Origin of the sequence: Gordonia sp. WA4-43, assembly GCF_020520305.1 — a bacterium.
Lineage (GTDB): Bacteria > Actinomycetota > Actinomycetes > Mycobacteriales > Mycobacteriaceae > Gordonia > Gordonia hongkongensis.
In genome coordinates this window covers 1,520,131-1,544,564 of record NZ_CP084736.1, presented here as the reverse complement: position 1 = coordinate 1,544,564, position 24,434 = coordinate 1,520,131, and the positions used below count along the sequence as shown (strand labels likewise).

General features: G+C 68.4%; 24 protein-coding genes. 13 read left to right on the top strand and 11 right to left on the bottom strand.

Going from position 1 to position 24,434, the window contains the following annotated elements; translation table 11 throughout:
• Positions 1-10 precede the first annotated feature (10 nt).
• Entirely contained in the window at positions 11-604 is a 594-nt protein-coding gene (gene leuD, locus LEL84_RS06985) for a 3-isopropylmalate dehydratase small subunit (RefSeq protein WP_165629836.1), read from the top strand.
• A gap of 173 nt (positions 605-777) precedes the next feature.
• A complete protein-coding gene (locus tag LEL84_RS06980; protein WP_058252122.1) occupies positions 778-1,404 on the top strand; it encodes an HU family DNA-binding protein in 627 nt (208 codons plus the stop codon).
• A gap of 103 nt (positions 1,405-1,507) precedes the next feature.
• Here LEL84_RS06980 and LEL84_RS06975 read toward each other — a convergent pair whose 3' ends face one another.
• The 3 genes from LEL84_RS06975 to cofC form a co-directional block, all read right to left on the bottom strand.
• Positions 1,508-2,440 carry an NUDIX hydrolase gene (locus LEL84_RS06975; protein ID WP_165629837.1) on the bottom strand — a complete coding sequence of 311 codons (933 nt, stop codon included), beginning with the start codon at positions 2,438-2,440 and terminating at the stop codon, positions 1,508-1,510.
• Positions 2,441-2,484: 44 nt separating this feature from the next.
• The gene (locus tag LEL84_RS06970; protein WP_065632752.1) at positions 2,485-4,683 is read right to left on the bottom strand and encodes an RNA degradosome polyphosphate kinase; all 2,199 of its coding nucleotides are present in this window, start codon (positions 4,681-4,683) and stop codon (positions 2,485-2,487) included.
• A 74-nt stretch (positions 4,684-4,757) separates the two neighbouring features.
• Positions 4,758-5,495, bottom strand: coding sequence for a 2-phospho-L-lactate guanylyltransferase (cofC, locus tag LEL84_RS06965; protein ID WP_065632753.1), 738 nt, complete (start codon positions 5,493-5,495; stop codon positions 4,758-4,760).
• Positions 5,496-5,639: 144 nt separating this feature from the next.
• On the opposite strand from cofC, the gene LEL84_RS06960 reads away from it, so the two are divergent.
• Positions 5,640-6,647, top strand: a complete 1,008-nt coding sequence (locus LEL84_RS06960; RefSeq protein ID WP_058252120.1) for an NAD(P)H-dependent glycerol-3-phosphate dehydrogenase — start codon at positions 5,640-5,642, stop codon at positions 6,645-6,647.
• A 14-nt stretch (positions 6,648-6,661) separates the two neighbouring features.
• Here the strand turns inward: LEL84_RS06960 and LEL84_RS06955 are convergent, their stop codons facing one another.
• Both LEL84_RS06955 and LEL84_RS06950 read right to left on the bottom strand, forming a co-directional pair.
• Positions 6,662-7,255, bottom strand: a complete 594-nt coding sequence (locus LEL84_RS06955; RefSeq protein ID WP_068970242.1) for a DUF3515 domain-containing protein — start codon at positions 7,253-7,255, stop codon at positions 6,662-6,664.
• Positions 7,256-7,339: 84 nt separating this feature from the next.
• Complete coding sequence (locus LEL84_RS06950) at positions 7,340-7,585, bottom strand: Lrp/AsnC ligand binding domain-containing protein (RefSeq protein WP_058252118.1); 246 nt, start codon at positions 7,583-7,585, stop codon at positions 7,340-7,342.
• A 225-nt stretch (positions 7,586-7,810) separates the two neighbouring features.
• Here LEL84_RS06950 and LEL84_RS06945 point away from each other — a divergent pair, with 225 nt between their 5' ends.
• Genes LEL84_RS06945 through LEL84_RS06935 form a run of 3 tightly spaced genes read left to right on the top strand, consistent with a single transcriptional unit; the run spans position 7,811 to position 10,117 of the window.
• Complete coding sequence (locus LEL84_RS06945; protein WP_226513653.1) at positions 7,811-8,854, top strand: thiamine-phosphate kinase; 1,044 nt, start codon at positions 7,811-7,813, stop codon at positions 8,852-8,854.
• Between the two features lie 31 nt (positions 8,855-8,885).
• Entirely contained in the window at positions 8,886-9,407 is a 522-nt protein-coding gene (locus tag LEL84_RS06940; RefSeq protein ID WP_058252116.1) for a gamma carbonic anhydrase family protein, read from the top strand.
• A 26-nt stretch (positions 9,408-9,433) separates the two neighbouring features.
• On the top strand, positions 9,434-10,117 hold the full coding sequence (locus LEL84_RS06935; RefSeq protein WP_226513652.1) for a uracil-DNA glycosylase: 684 nt from the start codon (positions 9,434-9,436) through the stop codon (positions 10,115-10,117).
• Between the two features lie 229 nt (positions 10,118-10,346).
• On the opposite strand, the gene LEL84_RS06930 is transcribed toward LEL84_RS06935, so the two are convergent.
• Both LEL84_RS06930 and rpmB read right to left on the bottom strand, forming a co-directional pair.
• The gene (locus LEL84_RS06930; protein ID WP_205333485.1) at positions 10,347-11,186 is read right to left on the bottom strand and encodes an enoyl-CoA hydratase/isomerase family protein; all 840 of its coding nucleotides are present in this window, start codon (positions 11,184-11,186) and stop codon (positions 10,347-10,349) included.
• Between the two features lie 107 nt (positions 11,187-11,293).
• On the bottom strand, positions 11,294-11,485 hold the full coding sequence (rpmB, locus tag LEL84_RS06925; protein WP_004023092.1) for a 50S ribosomal protein L28: 192 nt from the start codon (positions 11,483-11,485) through the stop codon (positions 11,294-11,296).
• A 281-nt stretch (positions 11,486-11,766) separates the two neighbouring features.
• Here rpmB and LEL84_RS06920 point away from each other — a divergent pair, with 281 nt between their 5' ends.
• The 3 genes from LEL84_RS06920 to LEL84_RS06910 all read left to right on the top strand — a co-directional run bounded on the left by LEL84_RS06920 (position 11,767) and on the right by LEL84_RS06910 (position 16,552).
• Complete coding sequence (locus tag LEL84_RS06920) at positions 11,767-13,416, top strand: DAK2 domain-containing protein (RefSeq protein ID WP_068970234.1); 1,650 nt, start codon at positions 11,767-11,769, stop codon at positions 13,414-13,416.
• Positions 13,413-15,659: an ATP-dependent DNA helicase RecG gene (gene recG, locus LEL84_RS06915; RefSeq protein WP_137808991.1), complete on the top strand. Its 2,247-nt coding sequence runs from the start codon at positions 13,413-13,415 to the stop codon at positions 15,657-15,659. Before LEL84_RS06920 ends, recG begins: the two co-directional genes overlap by 4 nt.
• Before the next feature lie 125 nt (positions 15,660-15,784).
• On the top strand, positions 15,785-16,552 hold the full coding sequence (locus tag LEL84_RS06910) for an HNH endonuclease family protein (RefSeq protein WP_388031250.1): 768 nt from the start codon (positions 15,785-15,787) through the stop codon (positions 16,550-16,552).
• Between the two features lie 18 nt (positions 16,553-16,570).
• Here the strand turns inward: LEL84_RS06910 and LEL84_RS06905 are convergent, their stop codons facing one another.
• The 4 genes from LEL84_RS06905 to LEL84_RS06890 are packed head-to-tail and all read right to left on the bottom strand — an operon-like array spanning position 16,571 to position 20,249.
• A complete protein-coding gene (locus LEL84_RS06905) occupies positions 16,571-16,936 on the bottom strand; it encodes a DMT family transporter (protein ID WP_336276194.1) in 366 nt (121 codons plus the stop codon).
• Between the two features lie 48 nt (positions 16,937-16,984).
• Complete coding sequence (locus tag LEL84_RS06900; protein ID WP_068970231.1) at positions 16,985-17,590, bottom strand: DsbA family protein; 606 nt, start codon at positions 17,588-17,590, stop codon at positions 16,985-16,987.
• Positions 17,591-17,628: 38 nt separating this feature from the next.
• On the bottom strand, positions 17,629-18,033 hold the full coding sequence (locus tag LEL84_RS06895) for a DUF302 domain-containing protein (protein ID WP_068970230.1): 405 nt from the start codon (positions 18,031-18,033) through the stop codon (positions 17,629-17,631).
• A 53-nt stretch (positions 18,034-18,086) separates the two neighbouring features.
• Entirely contained in the window at positions 18,087-20,249 is a 2,163-nt protein-coding gene (locus LEL84_RS06890) for an MMPL family transporter (protein WP_068970229.1), read from the bottom strand.
• Between the two features lie 127 nt (positions 20,250-20,376).
• Here LEL84_RS06890 and LEL84_RS06885 point away from each other — a divergent pair, with 127 nt between their 5' ends.
• The 4 genes from LEL84_RS06885 to LEL84_RS06870 all read left to right on the top strand — a co-directional run bounded on the left by LEL84_RS06885 (position 20,377) and on the right by LEL84_RS06870 (position 24,409).
• Complete coding sequence (locus LEL84_RS06885; RefSeq protein ID WP_197414683.1) at positions 20,377-20,667, top strand: metal-sensitive transcriptional regulator; 291 nt, start codon at positions 20,377-20,379, stop codon at positions 20,665-20,667.
• A 105-nt stretch (positions 20,668-20,772) separates the two neighbouring features.
• Positions 20,773-22,071 (top strand): glutamate-5-semialdehyde dehydrogenase, encoded by a 1,299-nt coding sequence (locus LEL84_RS06880; RefSeq protein WP_058252189.1) that lies wholly within the window; start codon positions 20,773-20,775, stop codon positions 22,069-22,071.
• Positions 22,071-23,015 carry an AAA family ATPase gene (locus LEL84_RS06875; RefSeq protein ID WP_175401209.1) on the top strand — a complete coding sequence of 315 codons (945 nt, stop codon included), beginning with the start codon at positions 22,071-22,073 and terminating at the stop codon, positions 23,013-23,015. Before LEL84_RS06880 ends, LEL84_RS06875 begins: the two co-directional genes overlap by 1 nt.
• Positions 23,015-24,409, top strand: coding sequence for a vWA domain-containing protein (locus tag LEL84_RS06870; RefSeq protein WP_065632726.1), 1,395 nt, complete (start codon positions 23,015-23,017; stop codon positions 24,407-24,409). Before LEL84_RS06875 ends, LEL84_RS06870 begins: the two co-directional genes overlap by 1 nt.
• The last annotated feature ends 25 nt before the right edge of the window (positions 24,410-24,434 follow it).

Genomic DNA, 24,434 nt, shown 5'->3' with positions numbered 1-24,434 from the left:
GGCTTTTCTCATGGAACCGTTCACCGAACACACCGGTATCGGTGTCCCGCTGCGTCGCAGCAACGTCGACACCGACCAGATCATCCCGGCCGTCTATCTGAAGCGGGTGACGCGCACCGGCTTTGAGGACGGTCTGTTCGCCGGTTGGCGGACCGATCCCGACTTCATCCTCAACAACGAGCCCTGGAGCCGCGGGTCGGTCCTGGTCGCCGGTCCCGACTTCGGCACCGGGTCGTCGCGTGAACACGCGGTCTGGGCGCTGTCCGATTTCGGCTTCCGCGTGGTGATCTCGTCGCGTTTCGCCGACATCTTCCGCGGCAACTCGGGCAAGGCGGGTCTGGTGGCCGCGCAGGTCGAGCAGCCCGACGTCGAACTGCTGTGGAAGCGCCTCGAGGAGAATCCTGGCCTCGAAGTGACGGTGAGCCTTGTCGATAAGACGGTCACCGCCGGAGACCTCGTGGTGCCGTTGGCAATTGATGACTACACGCGGTGGCGTCTGATGGAGGGTCTCGACGACATCGGACTCACGTTGCGCGAGGTAGAGGCGATTTCCGAGTACGAGTCGGCGCGTCCGGCATTCAAGCCGCGCACCCTCGCGGACTGATTCCGCACCGCCGCGGCGGGGTCATCTCGCCGCGGCGGCACCGTCGTGAGCTGCCATGCCATTTCGCAACACGGCGTCCTAATTGGCGTGGAAGATGGACGTTTTCACATCCGACGTTTACCGTGTGTTGGTAGCTGGCCGAAACTCGGTCAGATCAGCTTGCGGAGGTACTCATGAACAAGGCGGAGCTCATTGATGAGCTGACCAAGAAGCTCGACGCGGATCGCAAGACTGCGACTGAAGCCGTCGAGCTCGTCGTCGACACGATCGTGCGCGCAGTCAACAAGGGCGAGAGCGTGACGATCACCGGCTTCGGCGTATTCGAGAAGCGGAAGCGCGCACCGCGCGTCGCCCGTAACCCGCGCACCGGCGAGACCGTCAAGGTCCGCGCGACCTCGGTGCCGGCGTTCCGTCCGGGCGCTCAGTTCAAAGCTGTTGTGGCGGGCAAGCAGAAGCTGTCCGCGACCGGTCCGGCTGTGAAGCGCGGAAGCGGGGCCACCACCACGGCAGCCAAGAAGGCTGCGCCGGCGAAGAAGACGGCCGCCAAGAAGACGACCGCCGCCGCCAAGAAGACCACGGCGGCCAAGAAGGCTCCGGCGAAGACCACGGCGGCCAAGAAGACCACCGCGGCCAAGAAGGCTCCGGCGAAGACCACGGCGGCCAAGAAGACCACCACCGCGGCGAAGAAGGCTCCGGCCAAGAAGGCGGCGCCGGCGAAGAAGGCCACCGCCGCAAAGAAAGCTCCGGCCAAGAAGACTGCCGCGAAGAAGACCGCGGCGAAGAAGACCACCCGTCGCTGACCTGCGGACAACCGCGGTCGACGATCCCTATTCAGCCCCCGGCGTACTTCCCCCGCCGGGGGCTGAATCGTGTTCGGGGTCAACCGGCGGGGGGCGCGGGAACTCAGGCTGTCGGGAGCGGCCCGGCGATGTGATCGGCCGCCACCAGCCGGCCGTCGAACAGGGACAGAACCCACACACTGCCCTTGCGGTTGGAGGCCTTGGGAAGCGGGATCGAGTCGCGCTCGGACCACCAGTCCATGAGGGGCGGGATCACCTTGCCCTGACTGCAGACCGCCAGGGTCGACGTCGTGTCGGCGGCGAGTTCGAGGATCCGGCGTTGCGCCGCTGCCGGATTGGTCCGATACGTCTCCTCCGACAGATCCGGCTCGCTGTGCAACTCGACCCCCAGCCGGTCGCGTAGCGGTTCCAGGGTCTGCTCACAGCGGACGCGATCGGCCGAGTGCACCCGGCTCGCCCCGAACGCGATCAGCAATGGGGCGAGGGCGGCGGCTTGCGCCCGGCCGAGTTTGTCGAGGGGCCGCAACCGGTCGTCGCCCTTGTAGGTCGAGCGCCGGCCGGCCTTGGCGTGCCGTACCAACAGGAACGTGTGCAGGTCCGCGGGTAGCCGCACGAACTCCTCGAGGATCGTGCGATCGAGCGGATAGCTCAACATCTCCCGGGCCTCGTCGACGGGGAGCCACCGCAGCTCGTCGACCTCGTGCCCGGCGACGAACTCTCCGTCGGACGCTCGCGCCGACCAGTAGCGCACATGCTTGCGGGTACTGCCGAGGTCGTAGTGGACGTCGTCCAGGTGCCGGCCGAGAACGACGTGTTGGCCCGTCTCCTCGGCGATCTCGCGCACCGCCGTGTCGATGAGGGTCTCGCCCGGCTCGGCCTTTCCCTTGGGCAGCGTCCAGTCGTCGTACTTGGGGCGGTGGACGACCGCGATCTCGACATCGTCGATCTCGGCGGCATCGTTCCCGGTCGGACCGGGGACAACCGGTCGCCAGACCACACCGCCGGCGGCCCACACCTCATTCGTCTTCTTCGCCATGTCGATGGTGATCGTAGAGGTCGAAGGTTACGCGTCGGTGCCGGTCACGAACTGGTCTCCGGCCGACGACGATTGCGCCGCATCATCTGTCGCTGATGGTCGCGCACCTCTTCGCCCTCGGCAGGTGAGGCCACCCAGCTCCCGTCGGACTGCAGGACCCAGCAGCGGGTCCGCGGATCGAGGGCGGAGGCGAAGATGTCACCGAGTTCACCGGCCAGACGCTCGTCACGGACGTTCACCATGACCTCCACGCGCCGATCGAGATTGCGGTGCATCATGTCCGCGCTGCCGAACCAGTACTCGTTCTGCGCACCGAAATACAGGATTCGGGAATGCTCGAGGAACTGCCCCAGGATCGACCGCACGTGGATGTTGTCGCTGTAACCCTCGACCCCGGGCCGCAGCGCGCTGATGCCACGGACGACGACGTCGACGGGTACCCCGCTCTGCGAGGCCCGGTACAGCGCATCGATCACCTGCTCGTCGACCAGTGCATTCGCCTTGAGCTGGATTCTCGCGCGCGTGTCGCCGTCGCGGAACAGCTCGATCTCGCGATGGATCCGTTTGATGATGCCCGCCCGGATGCCGTGCGGCGCAACGAGGATGTTGCGGTATTCCTGCTTGCGGGAGTAGCCGGTCAAGGTGTTGAACAGGTCGGTCAGGTCGGCGCCGATGTCGGGGGCGGCGGTCAGCAGGCCCACGTCCTCGTAGAGCCGCGCGGTCTTCGGGTTGTAGTTGCCGGTCCCGATGTGGCAGTACCGCTTGATCGTCGAGCCCTCGCGACGCACCACCAGGCAGGTCTTGCAGTGGGTCTTCAAACCGACGAGGCCGTAGACGACGTGGACGCCGGCCTGTTCCAGTTTGCGGGCCCACTTGATGTTCGCCTGCTCGTCGAAGCGGGCCTTGATCTCCACCAGCGCGACGACCTGCTTCCCGGCCTCGGCGGCGTCGATGAGCGCGTTGACGATCGGGGAGTCGCCGGAGGTGCGGTACAGCGTCTGCTTGATGGCCAGGACCTGCGGGTCGGCCGCGGCCTGCTCGATGAACCGCTGCACGCTCGTCGAGAACGAGTCGTACGGATGGTGGACGAGTACGTCACCGTCGCGAAGAGTAGAGAACACGCTCTTGGGTGTCTCTCGCTCGCCGAACGCGGGGTGGGTGGCGGGGACGAACGGACGGTCCTTGAGATGCGGGCGGTCGAGCGCGTAGATCTCGAAAAGTGATGACAGATCGAGGAGTCCGGGCACCTGGATGACGTCGGCGGGGTCCACCTCGAGCTCGCGCAGCAACAACTCGAGCATGTGCTCGCTCATGTCGTCGGCGACCTCGAGCCGCACCGGCGAGCCGAACCGACGGCGCGCGAGTTCTCGCTCGAGCGCCTGGAGGAGGTCCTCGTCGCGGTCCTCTTCGACCTCGAAGTCGGCGTTGCGGGTGATCCGGAAGACGTGGTGCTCAACGATTTCCATACCCGGGAACAACGTCCCGAGGTTGGCCGCGATCAGACTCTCCAACGGTAGGAACACCGCGCTCCTGGCGGCCTTGTCGTCGTCGGACGCCCGAGCGGGCGACAGCCGGTCGACGCGGATGAAGCGGTTCACGTTGTCCGGTACCTTGACCCGCGCGAAGTGCTCGCCGCTCTCGTTGACGTCGCGGACCGTGACCGCGAGGTTCAGCGACAACCCGCTGATGTACGGGAACGGATGAGCGGGGTCGACCGCCAGGGGCGTCAGGACCGGAAATACCTCGTCCTGGAAATAATCGGTCATCCGCGCCTGCTGCTCGGCGGTGAGCTGCGACCAGGACACCACGTAGATGTCGTTGTCGGCCAACGCCGGTCGGACCGAATCGAGGAAGACGCGCGCGTGCCGGTCGGCGACGGTCTGCGCGCGTCCGGCGATGCGCATGAGTTGTTCTCGCGGCGACAGGCCGTCGGCGGACCGGACCGACAGGCCGGTCTCGTCGCGCCGCTTGAGTCCGGCCACCCGCACCATGAAGAACTCGTCGAGGTTCGAGGCGAAGATGGCGAGGAACTTCGCACGATCGAGGAGCGGCAGGGAGGTGTCCTCGGCGAGTGCGAGCACCCGGGAGTTGAAGTCCAGCCAGCTCAATTCCCGGTTGAGGTAACGGTCCTCGGGCAGGTCGGCGGATTCGTCGGGCACCAGGGTGGCGGCCGGCGGGGCATGCGGGATCGGTGTCGTGGTGACCGTGGCGGTCTGCGATACGTCATCGTCGGCGGGGCTCACCCCCCAATGATGACCCATCGCCGTCCCCGGCGTACACGCCCGCCGGTCGGACGCTTGTCGATTGCGGGTCGGGGTCAGAGATGACGCAGCGCAGCGACGGTGTGCGGTCCGAGGCCGAGCTCGCGGGCGACGCCCAGGTCCGCCGCGGTGTCGACGTCGGTGCGCAGGTCGGCCCACTCCCGGCCGGCCGGGTCGAGTTCGACGGCGCCGGCGGCCCGGTGGGCGGCCGCCGAACCGGGACCGAAACGGGGAGCGGGGACGCCGGTACCGGTGCCGTGCAGCAGCACCGTCCCGGATCCGTCCCGGTCGGTGACGAAGCTCGAGCGGTGTTCACCGGCGGCGCGCAACACGGCGGCGACGGACGTGCTCGTCGCCGCCGGCAGATCGGCCTGCACGTACATCAGGCCCGTCGACTCGGGCCACGCCTCGCGCGCCCAGCGCGCACCCTCGACGAACGCGGAGTTGAGACCGGCGTCCGCGGGTGCCCGGTGCGGCGACTCGCTCAGGCCGCGCATGCCCGAGCGCCGCGCCGCGGCGAGCACCTCGTCGTCGGGGCTGACGACGACGAGCCGAGAGATCCCGGCGCCGCGCAGGGCGTCGACGGTGTCGAGGAACATCGCCAGGACGAGGGAACCCCGGGCGACGGGGTCGTCACCCTCGAATGCGGTGGACAGCGTCGCCGCCAGTCGTGACTTCGCGCGGTGCAGATTCTTGACCGCCAGCACGGCCGCGACCGACGTCGCGACGGGCTCGTTGCCCCCCGCGTCGACGACCGTCGAGTCGGCGCCCGCGCCGACGGTGCTGTGTTCCATGCCGACCATCATGATGCACCGACCCCTGGTCGGTGACATTCCGGGTCGGCCATACCCGGCAGGCACTAGGGTGAGCAGGGTCGGCCGTCCGGCCGGCGCCGGCGGTGGGAATACGGAATTGGGCTTGCCCGGTGGGAGGTTGCGGTGCGCGCAGCGGTGATGGGTGCGGGTTCCTGGGGAACCTCGGTGGCGAAGGTGCTGGTCGATGCCGGTACCGACACCGTGATCTGGGCGCGGCGACCCGAACTCGCCGAGGCGATCAACACCGAGCACGTCAACGCCGACTATCTACCCGGCATCGCGCTGCCCGCCGCGCTCACCGCGACGAGTTCGGCGGTCGATGCCCTGCTCGGCGCCGACGTCGTCGTCTGCGGTGTCCCGTCGCAGTCGTTGCGCCCCAACCTGACGCAGTGGACGCCCTACATCGGGTCGGATGCGTCGTTGGTGTCGCTCGCCAAGGGCATCGAATCCAACACCCTGCTGCGGATGAGTGAGGTCATCGCCGAGGTGACCGGTGTCGCCGACGACCGGATCGCGGTGCTGACCGGGCCGAACCTGGCACGCGAGATCGCGGAGGGTCAACCGGCGGCGACCGTGATCGCCTGTGCCGACGAGGCGCGGGCGGTGACGCTGCAGAGCGCGTTCAGTACGCGATACTTCCGGCCGTACACCAACACCGACGTCGTCGGATGTGAGATCGGCGGCTCTGCGAAGAACGTCATCGCGCTGGCCTGCGGGATGGCCAGCGGCATCGGGTTCGGTCAGAACACCCTGGCGACGATCATCACTCGTGGGCTCGCCGAGACGATCCGATTGGGCGTCGCGGTGGGCGCGCAGATCGAGACGCTGGCGGGTCTCGCCGGGATCGGGGATCTCGTCGCGACGTGTTCGTCGCCGTTGTCGCGCAACCGCACGTTCGGCGCGCGGCTGGGGGAGGGTGCCACCATGGCGCAGGCTCAGGAGGCCACCAACGGGCAGGTCGCCGAGGGCGTCAAGTCGTGCTCGTCGGTGCGTGCACTGGCCGAGCGACACCAGGTGCCGATGCCGCTCACCGACGCGGTCCACCAGGTCTGTCACGACGGCATGTCGGTGGCCGACGCGGTCAATTCGCTGCTGGGCCGCAGCACCAAGCCGGAGATCTACCGGGACTGAGCGCCCGCCGCCGATCAGCCGAAGTCGAGCGGTCCCCGTTCGAGGGTGCGGTCGATCAGTCCCGAGATGTCGGTGATGGGTCCGTTGCCGGCGTTCGTCGGAATCCACATCGCGACATAGGGCCGGTGGTCGACGCACACATAGGCCTGGCCCGAGCCGTCGACCGTGTCCGTGATGAACCACTGGACCCCGGCCTGGCCGGCGGCGTGGATCTCCTGGAGATTGCTGGTGGGAGACAGCTCGGCAGGTCGGGTCACCCCGCACCGAAGTGTCATGTCGTCGCCCGGGCCGGTCGACGGCCACGTCGCGCGGTCGCCGGAGACCTCTTTGGTGCCGAAACCCTCGAAGGTGTCCGGTGCTTCGGTGAGCAAGCGGGTGCACTCCGCGGCGACCGGGCCGACGGAGTCGTAGGACTCGATCGGGGTCACCGGATCGGGGCGCATCGCGGCGAACACGATGAAGCCGGCGAGCACCATCACCGGAATGGCTACCAGGGTCGCGACGAGTGCGGGGCTGAGACGTCCGCCGCCGCCATACCGCGCGGAGTCCTCGGCGGATTCGCCGTCGACGGGATCCTGCTGGGTGTCATCCGAACCTGCTGACGTCACCCCACAACAGTAGGAGTCGGTCTGCCGAACCCGCGCACGGGGACCCGTCACGATCACCCGTCGTCGGCGGCCGGCCGACGCCCCTCAGCGCGTCGTGGGGACCACCGGGCAGGTCAGGGTGCGGGTGATCCCGTCCACCTTCTGGATCTGCGGAACCACGTTCTCGGTCAGGTGGGTGGCATCGGACGCGTCGACCCGGACGATCACGTCGTACGGCCCACTGACCTCTTCCGACGAGGCGACCCCGGCGATCTCGGCGATGGTCGCAGCTGCGAGGGCGGCCCTGCCGACCTCGGTCTGGATCAGTATGTATGCCTGAACCACGGACATCCTCTCCGTCTGTGTCGTACCCGGGCCACATCGTATGGGGCACATCGTCGACACGGGCTGTCGTACCGGCGGCTCGGCGCATGCGCGGTCGTCGGGCAGTGCACGACTGCCGCGGGCGGCCGGACTGTTGCGGATCGCTCTCGCCCGGCGGCCCCATACACTGTGGCACACATTGTCACCGACAACCCCGTGCGCGCGCGACCGGAAGAGGAAAGGCCCCGACGAGTGACCTTCGACGAGACAGGTCGGCAGGACCGCGCGATCGACCGGACCGACACGGTCGGGGCGATCGGTGAGCGTGCCGTGATCGCCGCGTTGACCGCGTCCGCGACCTCCGGTGAGCCCGCCGACGACATCGTGATCGGATCCGGTGACGACGCAGCCGTTCTCGACATCGGGGGATCGGCGGTGATCAGCACCGACACCGTCGTCGAGGGGCGCCACTTCCGATTCGACTGGTCGACGCCGGAGCAGGTCGGCGCCCGCGCGGTGGTGCAGAGTGCCGCCGACGTCGCCGCGATGGGCGGCCGCACAACGGGTCTCGTCGTGTCCATCGCGTGTCCGTCGGACACGCCGGTCGGCGTCGTCCTCGACCTCAACGACGGCGTGGTCCGCGCGGCACACGGACAGGGGGCCCGGGTGCTGGGCGGCGACCTCGTCTCGGCCGGTCAGGTGGTGGTGAGTGTCACCGCGGTCGGCGCGCTCGAGGGTCGGCCCCCCGTCTCGCTGGGCGGTGCCCGGCCTGGTGACGTCCTCGCGGTGAGCGGTCCGCTGGGGGCCAGCGCCGCGGGACTCGCGGTGCTGTCCGATCCGCGTCCGGTGGTCAGCGATTGGTCGGAACTGGTTGCACTGCACCGAGTTCCGAACCCCGACCTCACCCAGGGGCCGGTCGCCGCGGCGGCAGGTGCGCACGCCATGACCGACATCTCCGACGGTCTGGTCGAGGAACTGCTCACGATGTCGAGGGCTGCCCAGGTCGCCATGACCGTGCATGGCGACGCCGTACCGCGGCGCCCGGATCTGGCTGCCGCGGCAAGCGAACTCGGGGCGGACGTCGACCGCTGGGTACTGGCCGGCGGCGAGGACCATCACCTGCTCGCGGCGTTCGGCGGGCCCGCGGTGGTGCCGCCAGGGTGGACCGTCATCGGCTCGGTGGGGGAGAAGTCCTCGTCGGCGCCCGAGGTCTGGGTCGACGACCGCCGGGTCGGTGGGCCCGACGGTCTCGAACTGCACGGGTGGCAGTCCTTCGCCGACCCGACTGGTGACTGAGGTCCCCGGGGCGCACCATTAGAGTCGCCTCATGGCGATCTACGCACTCGACGACCGAGAACCGGTTCTGGGACAGGACACCTACGTGCACCCGGACGCGGTGGTGATCGGCGCGGTCACCCTGGGCGACGGTGTCTCGGTGTGGCCGGGCGCGGTACTCCGCGGCGACTACGGGACCATCACCGTCGGCGCCCGCAGCAACATCCAGGACGGCACCGTCATCCACTGCACGGTTCTCGACCCGACCGTGATCGGCGAACGGTGCGTCGTCGGACACAACGCGCACATAGAGGGCGCGACGATCGGAAACGACTGCCTCATCGCCTCGGGATCGGTGGTCCTGAACGGGTCCACGGTCGGCGACGGCGCGATCGTCGGAGCCGGCGCGGTGGTCCCGTTCAAGTTCGACGTTCCCTCGCGACGGATGGCGCTCGGTGTACCGGCCCGGCTCCGCGACGGCTACGAGGTACCGGAGGGGCACACCGAACTCAACTGCGAGATGTACTTCCAGAACGCGCAGCACTATCGCACCGCCCTGAAACGACTGGACTAGCGACCGCCCACGACGGAGGCAATCGAGTGACCGCACCACCCAAACCCCTTGCCGAACTGATCGACCCGGGCTGGGCGCAGGCGCTCGCCCCGGTCGAGCCGCTCATCACCGAGATGGGCCGGTTCCTGCGCACCGAGATCGCCGAGGGGCGGCGCTATCTGCCTGCGGGACAACATGTCCTGCGGGCCTTCACGCGCCCCCTCGACGACGTGCGCGTGCTGATCGTCGGGCAGGATCCATACCCGACGCCGGGACACGCCGTCGGACTGAGCTTCTCGGTGGCGCCCGACGTGCGCCCGATCCCGCGTTCCCTGACGAACATCTACACCGAATACTGCGCCGATCTCGGCTACCCCATGCCGACCACCGGGGATCTCACGCCCTGGGCGGACAACGGTGTGCTTCTGTTGAACCGCGTGCTCACGGTGGCCCCCGGCGAGCCGGCCTCTCACCGGGGGAAGGGCTGGGAAGAGGTGACCGAGTGCGCGATCAAGGCGCTTGCCGCCCGCGACGAGCCGCTCGTCGCGATCCTGTGGGGCCGGGACGCCGCGGGACTGGAGAAGTGGCTGCCCGACGTCCCGACCATCGTGTCGGCGCATCCATCACCGTTGTCGGCCTCGCGCGGGTTCTTCGGGTCCCGACCCTTCAGCCGGGCCAACGAGGAACTGTTGGACCTCGGCGCCGAACCGGTGGAGTGGCGTCTGCCGTGACCCTTCGAGGCTCGTCGACCTCGACGCGCTCCTCGCACCTCAGTACCTGCGGCCTGGCGGCCGTCGTGGACTACGAAAGAACACTGTTTGAGCGTCCACATCTCTGCTCCCTGAGGTGCGAGCGAAGCGAGCCACGAAGGGCTCCGCAACCTGTCTCACCAGGCCCTTCGTGGCTCGTCGCTGGCGCTCCTCGCACCTCAGGGAGCAATGGTTATGTAGTTCTTTCGGATCAGGGGGCGGTGGTGGCACGGCCCCGGGTGAAGTCCGGCGCGCGCTTGCCGACGAAGGCGTCAACTCCCTCGATGCCCTCGGGCAGTCCGGACCGTTCGGAGATGGAGCGGGCTTCGAGGGCGAGGTGCTCGACCAACGTGGTGTCGGCGGAGACGGCCAACAGATGCTTGGTCATCGCGTCGGCGTCGCGGGGACCCGACGCGATGGCCTCGGCGGCCGTGCGCGCGGCGGACTCGACCTCGTCGTCGGCGACGATCTCCGACAGCAGCCCCCACTGCTGGGCCTCGTCGGCGCTGATGACGCGGTCGGTCAGGATGATCTGGCGTGCCCGGGCAGCGCCGACGGCGCGGGGGAGGGTCCAGGTGAGACCCCCGTCGGGAGTGAGACCGATACCGCGGTAGGCGGGCCGCAGCCGGGTCGACGGACCACCGACGGCGACGTCGGCGTGCAACACCAGCGACATGCCCGCGCCGGCGGCCCAGCCCTTCGCGGCGACGACGACGGGGCGGTTCGCCTCGTACAGGGCGCCGACGAGCTGATGGAAGTTGTCGGCGATCTCGCGCAGATAGGTCGGGCGGTCGTCCGCACCGGCGAAGGCGCGGACGTTGCCGCCGGCGCAGAAGTTCTTGCCCAGCCCGACGAGCAGGACCGCCCCCACGTCACGCTGTCCACGCGCGACCTCGCGCAGTGCCTGGGTTCCCGCGGCGAGGGCGGCGTCGTCGAGCGAGTTGCCCGCGCCCGCCGTCGAGACCGCGAGGGTGAGGACGCCGTTGCGCTCGTGCACCAGAGCGTCGGTGTCGTCTACGGCAGCGGGGGCGGTGGGGTTCGATGAGGCCATGCGCGAAACCCTATCGCGCACACACCAAAGACCCGATGCCGGGGAGCTTGCGCTCATGGCATCGGGTCTCGTGCTCTCGAACTCCCACCCGCGGACGGGCGAGGAGGTCAGACAGCTGCGGTCTTGCCGGCCTTCAGGCAGGAGGTGCAGACGTTCTTGCGCTTGCGGTTGCCGGGGGCGACCTCCACGCGAACGGACTGGATGTTCGGGTTCCAGCGGCGGTTGGTACGGCGGTGCGAGTGAGACACCGACTTGCCGAAGCCCGGGCCCTTGCCGCAAATATCGCAGACGGCAGCCATCGTCGAACTCCCTTGGTAGATGATCATGGTCTGGTGTTCAGCCGCTCGGATCGATCGGCACCACCGGTGGGTGTGCGCGCTCGAGGCGAAAGGCAACCCTGCAAGGATAACCAGGTCGTGGTGGCGTGACCAAATCCGAGCCGATCCGCCACCCGGTCCCGCTCGGGCGCGCCGCACGGTCGGACACCCCGAGTAACCTTGCCCACAACCTCACCAGCCGGTCACGTTGCGCGCGAGAGCACAGTACGTCGCGCGCCGCGTCTGCGAGAAAGAGCCACCGTGTGATCGCCCGCACCGTCAACCCGCAGTTGCTGCGCGATTGGGCCCGAGTCTCGGTCGAACAGCTCGAGTCGCTGCGCGGCGAGATCAACGACCTCAACGTCTTCCCGATCCCCGATTCGGACACCGGGAGCAACATGCTCTTCACGATGCGGGCCGCGGCCGAGGCGGTCGAGAAGACGCCGCCCGACGCGTCGCTGCCCGAGGTCGCCCGCGCGATGGCCGACGGCGCGGTGGCGCAGGCGCGGGGCAACTCGGGGATCATCCTCTCGCAGGTGCTGGTCGGACTCGCGGACGGTGCGGAGATCCTGGGCGACACCGACGCCCTGACCTTCGCCGAGTTCTCGACGCTGGGTCTGCGTCTCGGTTCGCTCGCGGCGACCCGTGCGGTGAGTGAACCGCGCGAGGGCACGGTCCTCACGCTGGTGCGGGTCGCCGCCGAATCGGCCGCGGCGCACGAGCACGAGTCCCCGGCCGACCAGGTGCGCGCCGTCGCCGACGACTGTGCCGAAGCGCTCGAACGCACCCCGGAACAGCTGTCGGTGCTCGCGAACGCGGGCGTGGTGGACGCGGGCGGGCGTGGCTTCCTCGCGATCGTGGACGCCATGGTCAAGGTCATCACCGGCGTCTCGCACCGCCGCCGGCGTTACCGGGGCATCCTCACCGACAGCACCACGCTGGGTCACGGACCGGACGACAGTTGCCTCGACGGGAGCGACCAGGACTTCGAGGTCATGTACCTCCTCGACGGCGCGGCCGGCGAGCAGATCGCCGAACTGCGCGAACGTCTGGACGAACTCGGCGACGCGGTGGTGATCGTCGGCGACAGTTCCAGCGGTGAGGGCGAACGCTTCTCGGTACATGTCCACACCTGCCACCCGGGTGCGGCGGTCGAGGCCGGCGCGGGCATCGGGCAGCTCTCGGATGTCCGGATCACCTGCTTCGCTCTCGATGCCATTCGGGCACAGGCGGATTCGGCTGAGCCGCCGCCCCGGCACAAACGGGCGGTGGTGGTCGTCGTGTCCGGTGACGGCGCGGCCGAACTGTTCGGCGAGGCCGGTGCGGTCGTGCTGCGCGCCGACGACGGACTCTCCGCCCACGAGCTGGGCCGCGCGATCCGCGACACCGACAGCGCGCATGTCGTCGTCATGGCCAACGGCGCATTGACATCGCAGGATCTCGTCACGGTCGCCACCGAGGTGCGGTCCACCCAGCGTTCGGTCCTGATGCTGCCGACGTCGTCGATGACCCAGTGCCTCGCCGCTCTCGCCGTGCACGATCCGAGCGAGGTCCCCGACGTCGACGCCTACGCGATGGCCGAGGCCGCCGCCGGGGCACGCTGGGGATCGCTGCAGTCGGCGACCACGAGGATGATGACGCTGGCGGGGATGAGCGAGGTCGGTGACGTGCTGGGGCTGATCGGCGACGACGTGCTCGTCGTGGCGCCGGATCAGACGTCGGCGTGCACCGCCCTCGTCGACCTCATGCTCTCCACCGGAGGCGAGCTGGTCACGGTGCTTGCCGGCGTCGAGGTCGACGAGGCCGCCCTCGAGGCCGTCGCGGAGCAGATGCGGCGCAGCTACCCCGGCATCGAATTGGCGGTGTACCGCACCGGACAGCGCACCGATCTCGTCCAGGTGGGTGTGGAGTGACCGAACTGGCACTGTCGGATTCGCTGTCCGACGTCCTGGGGACCAAGCCCGCCGAACAGCTCGCCACCGTCGGCGTGCACACGGTCGGGGAGCTGTTGCGGTACACGCCCCGCCGGTACATCCGACGCGGCCACGTGGTCGACCAGGAGCGGCCCGAACCGGGTGAGTGGCTGACGATCGTCGGACGGATCACCAAGTCCGATCTCATCAAGATGAGGAGCCGCAAAGGGTCGTTCCTCAAGGTGAAGGTCACCGACGACAACGACGTCTACGAGGCCAGCTTCTTCAACGCCCACCGCCTCAAGGGGCTGTTCCGACCCGGTGCACGGGTGATGATGGCCGGCGCGGTCAAGTACTTCCGCGACCAGATCCAGTTGTCGCATCCGGAATGGATGATCCTTCCCGACGGCGATCCGGAGATCGAGGACGTCGTCGGTTCCAAGATGCTGACCGAGATGTACGCGATCGAGGAGCAGATCACCGGAGAGCGCGGCGATCACCCCCTGGTCACCATGTTCGACCGCGACATCCTGCCGATGTACCCGGCCAACAAGAACATTCAGACCTGGGACATCCTCGGCGCGGTCCGTCGGGTCCTGAGTGAGAGCGCGCCGATTCCCGACGCACTCACCGAAGCCGAACGCCGCGCGCGGGGTCTCGTCAGCACCGACGAGGCGATCCGCAAGATCCACCTGCCCGATGCCGAGGACGACGTGAAGGTCGCCGCCCATCGGCTGAAGTTCGATGAGGCGCTGGCCATCCAGACCGTGCTGGCGCAGCGCCGGTTGGCGGGGCGGAGCGAGTCGGCGCCACCGTGTCCACGCGTGCCCGGCGGTCTCGAGGACAAGTTGCGTGACCGACTCCCGTTCACCCTGACCGACGGTCAGGTCGAGGTGGGGGAGGAGCTCGCCGAGGATCTGGCCCGCGCGCAGCCGATGTCGCGGCTGTTGCAGGGCGAGGTCGGGTCCGGGAAGACACTCGTGTCGTTGCTGGCAATGCTGCGGGTCGTCGACAACGGGTACCAGTGCGCCATCCTGGCCCCGACGGAAGTGCTTGCCGCACAGCACTACCGGACGATGAAGACGATGCTGGGCGACCTCGCCGAGGCGGGCGAACTGACCGCGGCCGACGGCGCGACGCGCCTCGCGCTGCTGACGGGTTCGATGAAGACCAAGGGCCGGCGCGAGACGCTCCTCGACGTGGTGACGGGCCAGGCCGGGATCGTGATCGGGACCCACGCGCTCCTCGAGGACAAGGTCGAGTTCTTCGACCTCGGACTCGTCGTGATCGACGAACAGCACCGCTTCGGCGTGGAGCAGCGAGATGTGTTGCGCGGCAAGGGCCGCAACGGGCGGATACCGCATTTCCTCGTGATGACCGCGACGCCGATCCCGCGGACCGTCGCCATGACCGCCTTCGGTGACCTCGAGACCTCGGTCCTCCGGGAGCTGCCGCGCGGCCGGCAGCCGATCACCACGTCGGTGGTGCCCACCGGGAAATCCTCATGGGTCGACCGGGTGTGGTCGCGCGCCAACGAGGAGATCGACGCCGGCCGTCAGGTCTATGTCGTGTGCTCGCGCATCGGCGACGGGCCCGAACCCGAGTCCGACGACAACGAGGAGAAGGGCCCGCGGCCGACCTCGGTCCTCGAGCAGTACGAGGCCCTCGTCGCCGGCCCGTTCGCGCACCGACGCGTGGAGCTCCTGCACGGCCGCCTACCCGCCGACGAGAAGAACGCCGTCATGGATGCCTTCGGTCGGGGCGAGGTGGACGTGCTGGTGTCCACCACCGTCATCGAGGTGGGTGTCGACGTGCCCAATGCGACCACGATGGTCATCGTCGACGCCGATCGGTTCGGAGTGAGCCAGCTGCATCAGTTGCGCGGTCGTGTGGGACGTGGGCGGCATGCGGGTCTGTGCCTGCTGATGACGAATGCCCGGGACGGCTCGCCGTCGATGGACCGCCTCCGCGCCGTGGCCGGTTCGAACGACGGATTCGAGCTCGCGCGAGTCGATCTCGAGCAACGCCGGGAGGGTGATCTGCTCGGGTCCCTACAGTCGGGCGTCAACACGTCGTTGCGGTTCCTGTCCCTGCTCGAGGACGTCGAGGTCATCGAGGACGCCCGCGGACTCGCGGAAGAGGTGGTGAGCGAGGACATCACGCTGCTCGAACACCGACCGCTCGCGGATCTCGTCGACGGAATCCTCGTGCCGCACAAGATCGCGTACCTCGACAAGTCCTGACCGGCTCGGCCCGAGCCCAGTTGTCGCGCATCGGTGCGCCTGGCGCCACGTTCTGCGACACCGGTACCGGGCCGATCGACACACGGAACCAGAAGGTTGCCGCGTGCGTCTGAGAATGCATGGTGATGCGTTCGCCGACGCTGCGACGACTCCGCATGCGGATCCGATGGATGCGCTGGACGCCGCGGGACTCGCCGTCCTGGTCGCCACGGCAGTGGGCGGTGCTCGTCGCCGCCGTCGTCACGGCGGTGGTGGTCGCCGTCGGCGTCGACGCCTTTCGGGCCGGTCCCGACACCGACCCGAGGATTCGGGCGATGGCGGGGCAGGCGGCGTCGTCGCTCGCCTCGATCCCGATCAGTGCGGGTCGTACCGACCGACAGGATTACGACCGGGCCGCGTTCGGCAGCGCCTGGTCGGACGCCGGGTCCGTTCCCGGAGGCGGCAACGGGTGCGACACCCGTAACGACGTGCTGGCTCGGGATCTCCACGACATCCGAGCCGGCCCGACGCCGAGTTGTCCTCGTGCCGTACTGGCGGGCGAACTGCGGAGCCCGTACACCGGCGACTTCGTCGTCTTCCGGCGCGATCGGAGCGCGTCGGCGGTGCAGATCGACCACATCGTCCCGCTGTCGTATGCCTGGGACATGGGAGCGTGGGCGTGGCCGCCCGACCGGCGGCTGGACTTCGCGAACGACCCCGCCAATCTCGTTGCCGTCGACGGGCGTTCGAACCAGGAAAAGAGCGACTCCGAACCCGCGCGCTGGATGCCACCGGCCCGTGGATTCTGGTGCCAGTACGCGATTCAGTTCGTGATCGTCACGGCTACATACGGATTGGCGATCGACGAACCCTCCCGACGCGTCCTGTCGGAGGCGCTGCGGTGTGCGGACTGACGACCATGCGCCGCCGCGTCAATGCGCCCCCGCGCCCTCCGAGTTGTGCAACAGGTTCAGTCCGACGACACCCGTGAGGATGAGGAAGATGCATCCGAGCCGAGCGAGGCCGGCCGGTTCTCGCAGGAACAGGATTCCATAGATCGCGGTACCGACCGCGCCGATCCCCACCCAGACCGCGTAGGCCGTGCCCAGGGGGATCGAGCGGATCGCGTAGGCGACACCGGCCATGCTCACGATCACCCCGATGATGAACAGGGCCGTCCACATCGGACGTGTGAAGGTGTTCGACTTCTCCAGAGCTGCCATGTAGATGATCTCGACCAGACCCGCGGTCACCAGGACAAGCCACGCCACTTCGCGATCGCTCCCGTCTTCGGACATCTGTACGGCGTCACAGTAGGCGGGAGACGGGCGGGATGCGCGCCGAGATCAGTCCGAGAACGACGGAGGTCCTCCTGCCGGCCGCTTCACCTGTGCGAATGCCGAGACGCCCGCGAGCGTCACCAGAGACGAGAAAAGTGCGTCCGCTTCGTCACCGGTCGGGATGTCGGAGAGGACGGGACCGAAGAAATGGTTGCCGTCGATCCCGGTGATGGGGCTGCCGCCGGCCTCGCCCAGCGCATCCTGACTGCGTTGATGCGACGCGCGCAGGGCGTCGTCGAACGACTCGTCGTCCATTGCCTCGGCCAGGCCGGCGGGGAGGCCGGTGTCGACGAGGATCTCCGACACCGCCGCGGGCGTCATCTCGTCGCCCACATGGTGGAGCCGTCGGCCGATCGCCGAATAGAGGGGTTCGAGCGAATCGGTCCCGGACTCGTCGACGGCCGCCATCAACACACGTCCGAGTCGCCGCGAGGTGTCGAGTTGCTGCCGCTGCTCGTCGGAATCCGGCTCCTGGTCCTCATTCAGGATGGCCAGACTCATCACGTGCCAGTCGACGGAGGCATCGTGTGCCTGAGCCCGATCGATGAGCCATCGCGATGCGACCCAGGCGAAGGGGCACACGGGGTCGAAGTAGAAATCGAAGTGGGTCATGAGAACTCCGGAGGTCTCGGGCGGATGTGCAAGGGGATTCAGGACTGTGCGGTCAGGGAATCGATCGCGGCGCGCAACTTCTCCGCGGCATCACGTGCGACCGGTTCGAGGTCGGGTTCGCCCGAGACCTGGACCATGAGGTCGGGGTTCATCGCCTCGACGAGCGTGTGGTCGGGGTTGCCCGGGTCGGCGCGGACGACGACGTTGCACGGCAACAGCAACCCGATCTGCCGGTGGACGCCGAGCGCCCGATGCGCCAGCGGCGGATTGCAGGCACCGAGAATCAGATAGGGCTCCATGTCCTCGTCGAGTTTCGTTTTGAGCGTCGCTTGGACGTCGATCTCGGTGAGGATGCCGAATCCCTGATCGGCGAGCGCGGCTCTGGTCCGTTCGACCGCCTCCGGGAAGGGGTGCGGCAGCGTGGTGGTCAGCGCGAGTGACATCGTGTGTCCTTTCTTGTCGGCCCTCAAGGGGCGTGTACCCGATTCGGGTGAGGTCAATGCTTGAAGCTGATCGACGGGAGGATCCGGCGCAACCAGGATGGTGTCCACCACGCCGCCCGGCCGGTGATGCGTAGCAGCGCCGGCAGGAGGGTGAGGCGGATCAGGACGGCGTCGAGCAGGACTGCCACACCCAGGATGATCCCCATCTCCTTCGGAGGGAGTGGTTGGGCCAGGGCGAAGGTGAAGAAGACGGCGACCATGACCGCAGCTGCGGCGAAGATGATCCGCCCGGAGTGGGCCATGCCGTCGACCTGCGCGGTCGATGGATCCCCGGAGCGTTCGTAGTGTTCTTTGGCGGTGGCGAGGAGGAACACGGTGTAGTCCATCGCGATCGCGAAGATCATGGCGAAGAAGAACACGGGGGCCCAGCCGTCGAGAAATCCCTGAGGTGTGAAGCCCAGCAGGTCTGCCAGGTGCCCGTCCTGGAAGATCAGCTTCGCGACGCCGAACGCCGCGGCGGTGGACAGCAGGCTCACCACAGTGCCGATGAGTGCGATCAGCGGCGCTTGGAGTGACACCAGCAGCAAGACGAAACCGAGGACGAGAATGACGGCGACGACCAGCGGGAAGTAGTCGTTCAGAGCGTGCTGCAGGTCGAGGTTCTCGGTGGGCGCGCCGCCGACGAGAGCGCCGTCGGGCAATGCGTCACGCAGGTCGTCGACGATTGTGGCCATCTGGCCGGCGGACGGGTCGACGGTCGGAAGAGCCTGCATGAGAACGAGGTCCGAGTCGTCCGCGGCCGGCGTCGCGGGAGTGACCATGGTGATCCCCGGGGACTGCGCCGCGACCGCGGCGGCCTGCTGCGCCTCGTCGGCGGGTGCGACGATCTGCAGCATCCCCGGTGCGCCCTCGCCCATCTGCGACTGCACGAGTTCATAGCCCTGGCGGACGGGCGCGTCGGCCGGGACGACGCCGATGGAGGGCATAGCGACCTTCAACCCGACGACCGGGATCGCGAGCGCGACGAGAACAACCAGGGAGCCGGTGGCGACAGCCCACGGATGGCGCTGCAGGAAGCCGCCCCAGCGTGCGAACACCGGCGATCGGTGCTGCTGGCGGCGCGCGTACGGCAGCGAGACCGCGTTGATCCGGCCACTCAGGGCGCCCAGCGCGGCGGGTAGGAGAGTGAGGGTTGCCGCGAGGACGAAGGCCACCGCGAGCATGATGCCCACCGCCATCGTGCGCACCGCCGGTGCCGGAACCAGCAGCACGGCCGACAGGCTCACCAGAACCGTGATGCCGGACAGCAACACCGCCTTGCCTGCGGTGTCCATCGTCTGCGCCACCGCCGCGCGCATGTCGTCGCCGTGCTCCCGGACCGAGTCGCGGAACCGCGACACCAGGAACAGTGCGTAGTCGATGCCCAGCGCCAGCGCGAACATCATCGCGAAGTTCATGGCCCACACCGAGATCGGGGTGACCTGGTTCAACAACACCAGGCCGCCCGCGGATGCGACGAGACCGGCGATGGTCAGCAACAATGGGAGACCGGCCGCGACGAGCGACCCGAAGGCGAGCACCATGATCGTCAGCGTGACCGGCCATGAGAACAGCTCGGCCTTGATCATCGCGTCGTGATTGGCCTCGTTGAAGTCGCTCCACAGGGCCGAGGCACCCGTCGGGTACACCTCGATCCCGTTTCCGGACAGGGCGATCAACGCGTCCTTGTGCTCATCGACAGCGCGCACCATCTCGTCGGTGTCGGCGGCCGCGCCCACTATGACGATCCCGGTGTGGCCGTCCGGGCTGATCGACATGCCGGGCTGTGGCGGGACGACCTGGGCGAACCGGCTGTCCGTCCCCGCCAGTGCAGCGATCTCGCCGACCACCTCTCGAATCGCGGGACCGTCGACCGTGTCGCGCTCGGAGTGGACGACCACATGGACCGCTGCCGACGAGTTCCCGCCGAAATGTTGCTGAGCCAGCTCGCGGACCTGCACGGACTCCGACCCGTCGGCCTGCCAGCCCGCGCCCGCGAGTGCGGAAAACACCGACGGCGCCGCGGCTCCCAGGACGAGCAGGACGAGGAGCCACACGCCGAACACCCAGCGGGCGTGCGCGGCCATGGCCGCACCCCACCGGCCGAGGCCCCCGGGCGGGGAGCCCGCGGGGTCGGTAGTGGTCGCCTCGTCGGACAGAGGTGTGATCGGCGCCATGGATTTCCTTTCGTATATACCCCTCGGGGTATCCGTCTGGCGGCCAACATACCCATGGGGGTATCTTGACGTCAAGAATTCAGCACCCAACCGGACGTCGGTGGTGCACGACAGCGAGGAGGCCTCGATGGCCGATGACAAGAGGCCCCACGTGGCCGTCGGCGACGATGCGATGAGTGCCGTCCTCAACCGTCTACGCCGAGCGCAGGGGCAGCTCGCCGGCGTGATCGCGATGATCGAGGCCGGGCGTGACTGCAAGGATGTGGTCACCCAGCTCGCCGCGGTGTCCCGCGCGCTCGACCGCGCCGGCTTCAAGATCGTGGCCTCGGGAATGCGGCAGTGCATCGAGACCGTTGACGGTGAGCAACCGCCGTTGACCGAGGCAGAGCTGGAGAAACTCTTCCTCGCACTCGCCTGAGGCGCCGACCGTGGATCTCGTTGGGGACTCCGAAACTGCGGCGTTACTCTGAGAACGGCACTGTCCGGGCGGTTGCGCCCGGAACCACCGAAGTCGAGGATGTTGATGAGCGCACCCACCGCAGAGCAGTCCGTCGCCGAAGGCGGCTCCGGCGCCGAGAAGTCCGACACCGAGAAGGTCGTTCTCGGGCTTGCCCGTGCCGCCAAGTCGGCGTCCCGCTCGCTGAGCGGTCTGACGACCGCGGGCAAGAACGAGGTCCTGCTCGCCGCGGCCGACGCCATCGAGGCGGCCACCGACACCATCCTCGCCGCGAACGCCGAGGACATCGCACGTGCCGAGGCGGCCGACATCGAGGTGAGCCTGCTCGACCGGCTGCGGCTCGACGCGTCGCGCGTGGCCGGTATCGCCAACGGTCTGCGGCAGGTCGCCGTGCTCCCCGACCCGATCGGTGAGGTGGTTGCGGGGAAGACCCTCCCCAACGGGCTGCAGCTGCGTCAGCTGCGCGTGCCCCTGGGGGTCGTGGGCATCGTGTACGAAGCGCGCCCCAACGTCACCGTCGATGCGTTCGGGATCTCCTTCAAGTCCGGGAACGCGGTGCTGCTGCGTGGCTCGTCGTCGGCCGCGTCGTCGAACGCCGAACTCGTGCGCGTGCTGCGGGAGACCCTGTCGGCCAAGGGGGTCAGCGCGGATGCGGTGTCGCTGCTGCCCAGCGACGATCGGTCCAGCGTGACCGCGCTCATCCGGGCGCGCGGACTCGTGGACGTGGTCATCCCCCGTGGCGGCGCGGGCCTCATCGAGGCCGTGGTGTCGAATGCGACGGTCCCGACGATCGAGACCGGCGTCGGCAACTGCCACGTCTACGTCCACGCACTCGCCGACCTCGATGTCGCGGCGCGTGTCATCCTCAACTCCAAGACCCGCCGGCCGAGTGTCTGCAACACCGCGGAGACCGTGCTCATCGACAAGGCCGTCGCGGCCGACGCGCTGCCGCGGATCACCTCGGTGCTGCAGACCCAGGGCGTGGTCATCCACGGCGACGAGCCGGGTATGGAGCCGGCCACCGAGGACGACTGGTCCATGGAATACCTGTCGATGGACATCGCGATGAAGGTGGTCGACGGGCTCGACGCCGCGGTCGCCCACATCGACACCTACGGAACCGGCCACACCGAAGCGATCATCACCACCGACCTGGCGGCCGCCGACGAGTTCACCCGGCGGGTGGATGCCGCCGCCGTCATGGTCAACGCATCGACCGCCTTCACCGACGGCGAGCAGTTCGGCTTCGGCGCCGAGATCGGCATCTCCACCCAGAAGCTCCATGCCCGCGGCCCGATGGGTCTGCCGGAACTGACCTCGACCAAATGGGTGGTCTGGGGCAACGGCCACGTGCGGCCCGCCTGATGAGCGCGACGACCCCGGACGCGGGGACCGCGGGATACACCGGCTCGGGCCCGGCCGTCGTGCCGTCGTTCGAGGGTGTCGACGACGTCGTCGGTCGCCTTCGCGCGACGGGTTACCTCGCCGACGACGCGACCGCGACCTCGACCTTCCTGGCCGACCGTCTCGGCAAGCCGTTGCTGGTCGAGGGGCCGGCGGGTGTCGGCAAGACCGAACTCGCCCGGTCCATCGCGGCGGCCACGGATGCCGAACTCATCCGCCTGCAGTGCTACGAGGGCATCGACGAGGCCCGCGCGCTGTACGAGTGGAATCACGCCAAGCAGATCCTGCACATCCAGGCGACGGGGGACCGCGCGTGGGATGAGGCCAAGGCCGACATCTTCTCCGACGAGTTCCTCCTGCCGCGGCCGCTGCTCAAGGCGATCTCGCGCGAGGGTGCCACCGTGCTCCTCATCGACGAGGTCGACAAGGCCGACGTCGACATGGAGGGTCTGCTGCTGGAAGTGCTCAGCGATTTCGCGATCACCATCCCGGAGATGGGAACCGTTGCCGCTCAGCGTCGTCCGATCGTCTTGCTGACATCGAACGCGACCCGTGAACTGTCCGAGGCACTCAAGCGTCGTTGTCTGTACCTCTACATCGACTTCCCGGATGCCGAGCGCGAGAAGGAGATCCTCGCGTCGCGGGTGCCGAACCTGTCGGATTCGCTGAGCGCCGAGCTGGTGCGGATCGTCGGTGTCCTGCGCACACTCGACATCCGCAAGAAGCCGTCGGTGGCCGAGACGATCGACTGGGCGAACACGCTGTTGGCGCTGGGAGCCGGGGAGAAGGCCACGGCGAAGAGCGGTGGCGGATTCGACGACGGACTCATAGCGCGGACGCTCGGTGTCGTGCTGAAGCACCGGCCGGACCTCAAGACGGCTCTCAAAGAACTCAAGCTGGGCTGATGACGGCTCCGCTCGTCGCGCACCTCACCGATTTCGTCGACGAGTTGCGTCGTCGCGGGATCGTGGTCGGGCCGTCGGCGCTGATCGATGCGGCGAGTGCCATGGAGGTCCTCGACCTCCTCGAACGCCCCCGTCTACGCGAGGGGCTCGCGACGACACTGCTCGTCGATCACGCCCATCGCGGTGTGTTCGACCGGGTCTTCGACCTGTGGTTCCCGGTCGGCGCCGGAATGCGCACCGTGACCGAGGATCTTCCGCGCACCCCCGACGGCGAGCTCGATGTCGAGGCGGTCCGGGACGCGCTGGCGGAGATGCTCGCCGACGACGCGTCGGCGAACGACGGCCGGCTCGACCAGGCCATCGCGATGATCGTCGACGAGTTGGGGCGTTACGGATCGACTCGGGGCGAGGCGTTCTCGGCCTATCAGGCCATCACCGCGGTGAGTCCGCAGACACTGATCGCGAAGATCGCGGCGGCCATGGCCGGGGATGGCGACGGGGACGGCGGGCGGGCCGGTACGGAACCGCTCTACCGGCAGGCGGCGCGCCAGAAGGCCAACGATCTGCGTGCGGCGATCGAGCGAGAGACCCAGCGGCGCATGGCCGACCGCAACGGCCGCGAGAAGGTCGGTGCCTATGCGGTGCCCCCGTTACCGGAGAACGTCAACTTCCTGTCGGCGGGTGCCAAAGAACAGGTGGAGATCCGCAAGACCATCGAACCACTGGCCAGATTGCTGGCCGCGAAGCTCGAGACGAGGCGACGGCGCGCTCACCGCGGCGCGGTCGACGTCCGGAAGACGCTGCGCGCCTCGATGTCCACCGGTGGGGTGCCCATCGAACTCAGTCACCGCAAGCCCCGACCGGGGCGGCCCGAACTCATCATCATCTGCGACGTCTCGGGGTCGGTGGCCGGGTTCAGTCAGTTCACGTTGCGCTTGGTGTATGCACTGCGGCAACAGTTCTCGAAGGTGCGGGTGTTCGCCTTCGTCGACACCGTCGACGAGGTGACCGATTACTTCGACCACGGCGAAGAGGATTTCGGTGCGGCGATGCACCACATGATCTCCACCGCGCGGATCTCCACCCGCGACGGTCACTCGGACTACGGCAACATGCTGGCCGGGTTCGTCGCCGACTACGGCGATACGCTGACCCACCGGGGTGCGTTGCTGATCCTCGGGGACGGGCGGAACAACTATCACGATCCGCACGCCGACGCGCTCGCCGAACTGGTGGAACGGGCCCGGCACGCCTACTGGCTCAACCCGGAGGCCAAGCAGCACTGGGGCACGGGTGACTCGGTCGCGACCGATTACGCGGACGTGATCGACATGTTCGAATGCCGGAACGCCACACAACTGGGCACGGTCATCGCCGACCTCCTGCCGATCTGACCAGCGCTGCCGATTCGCATCAGTG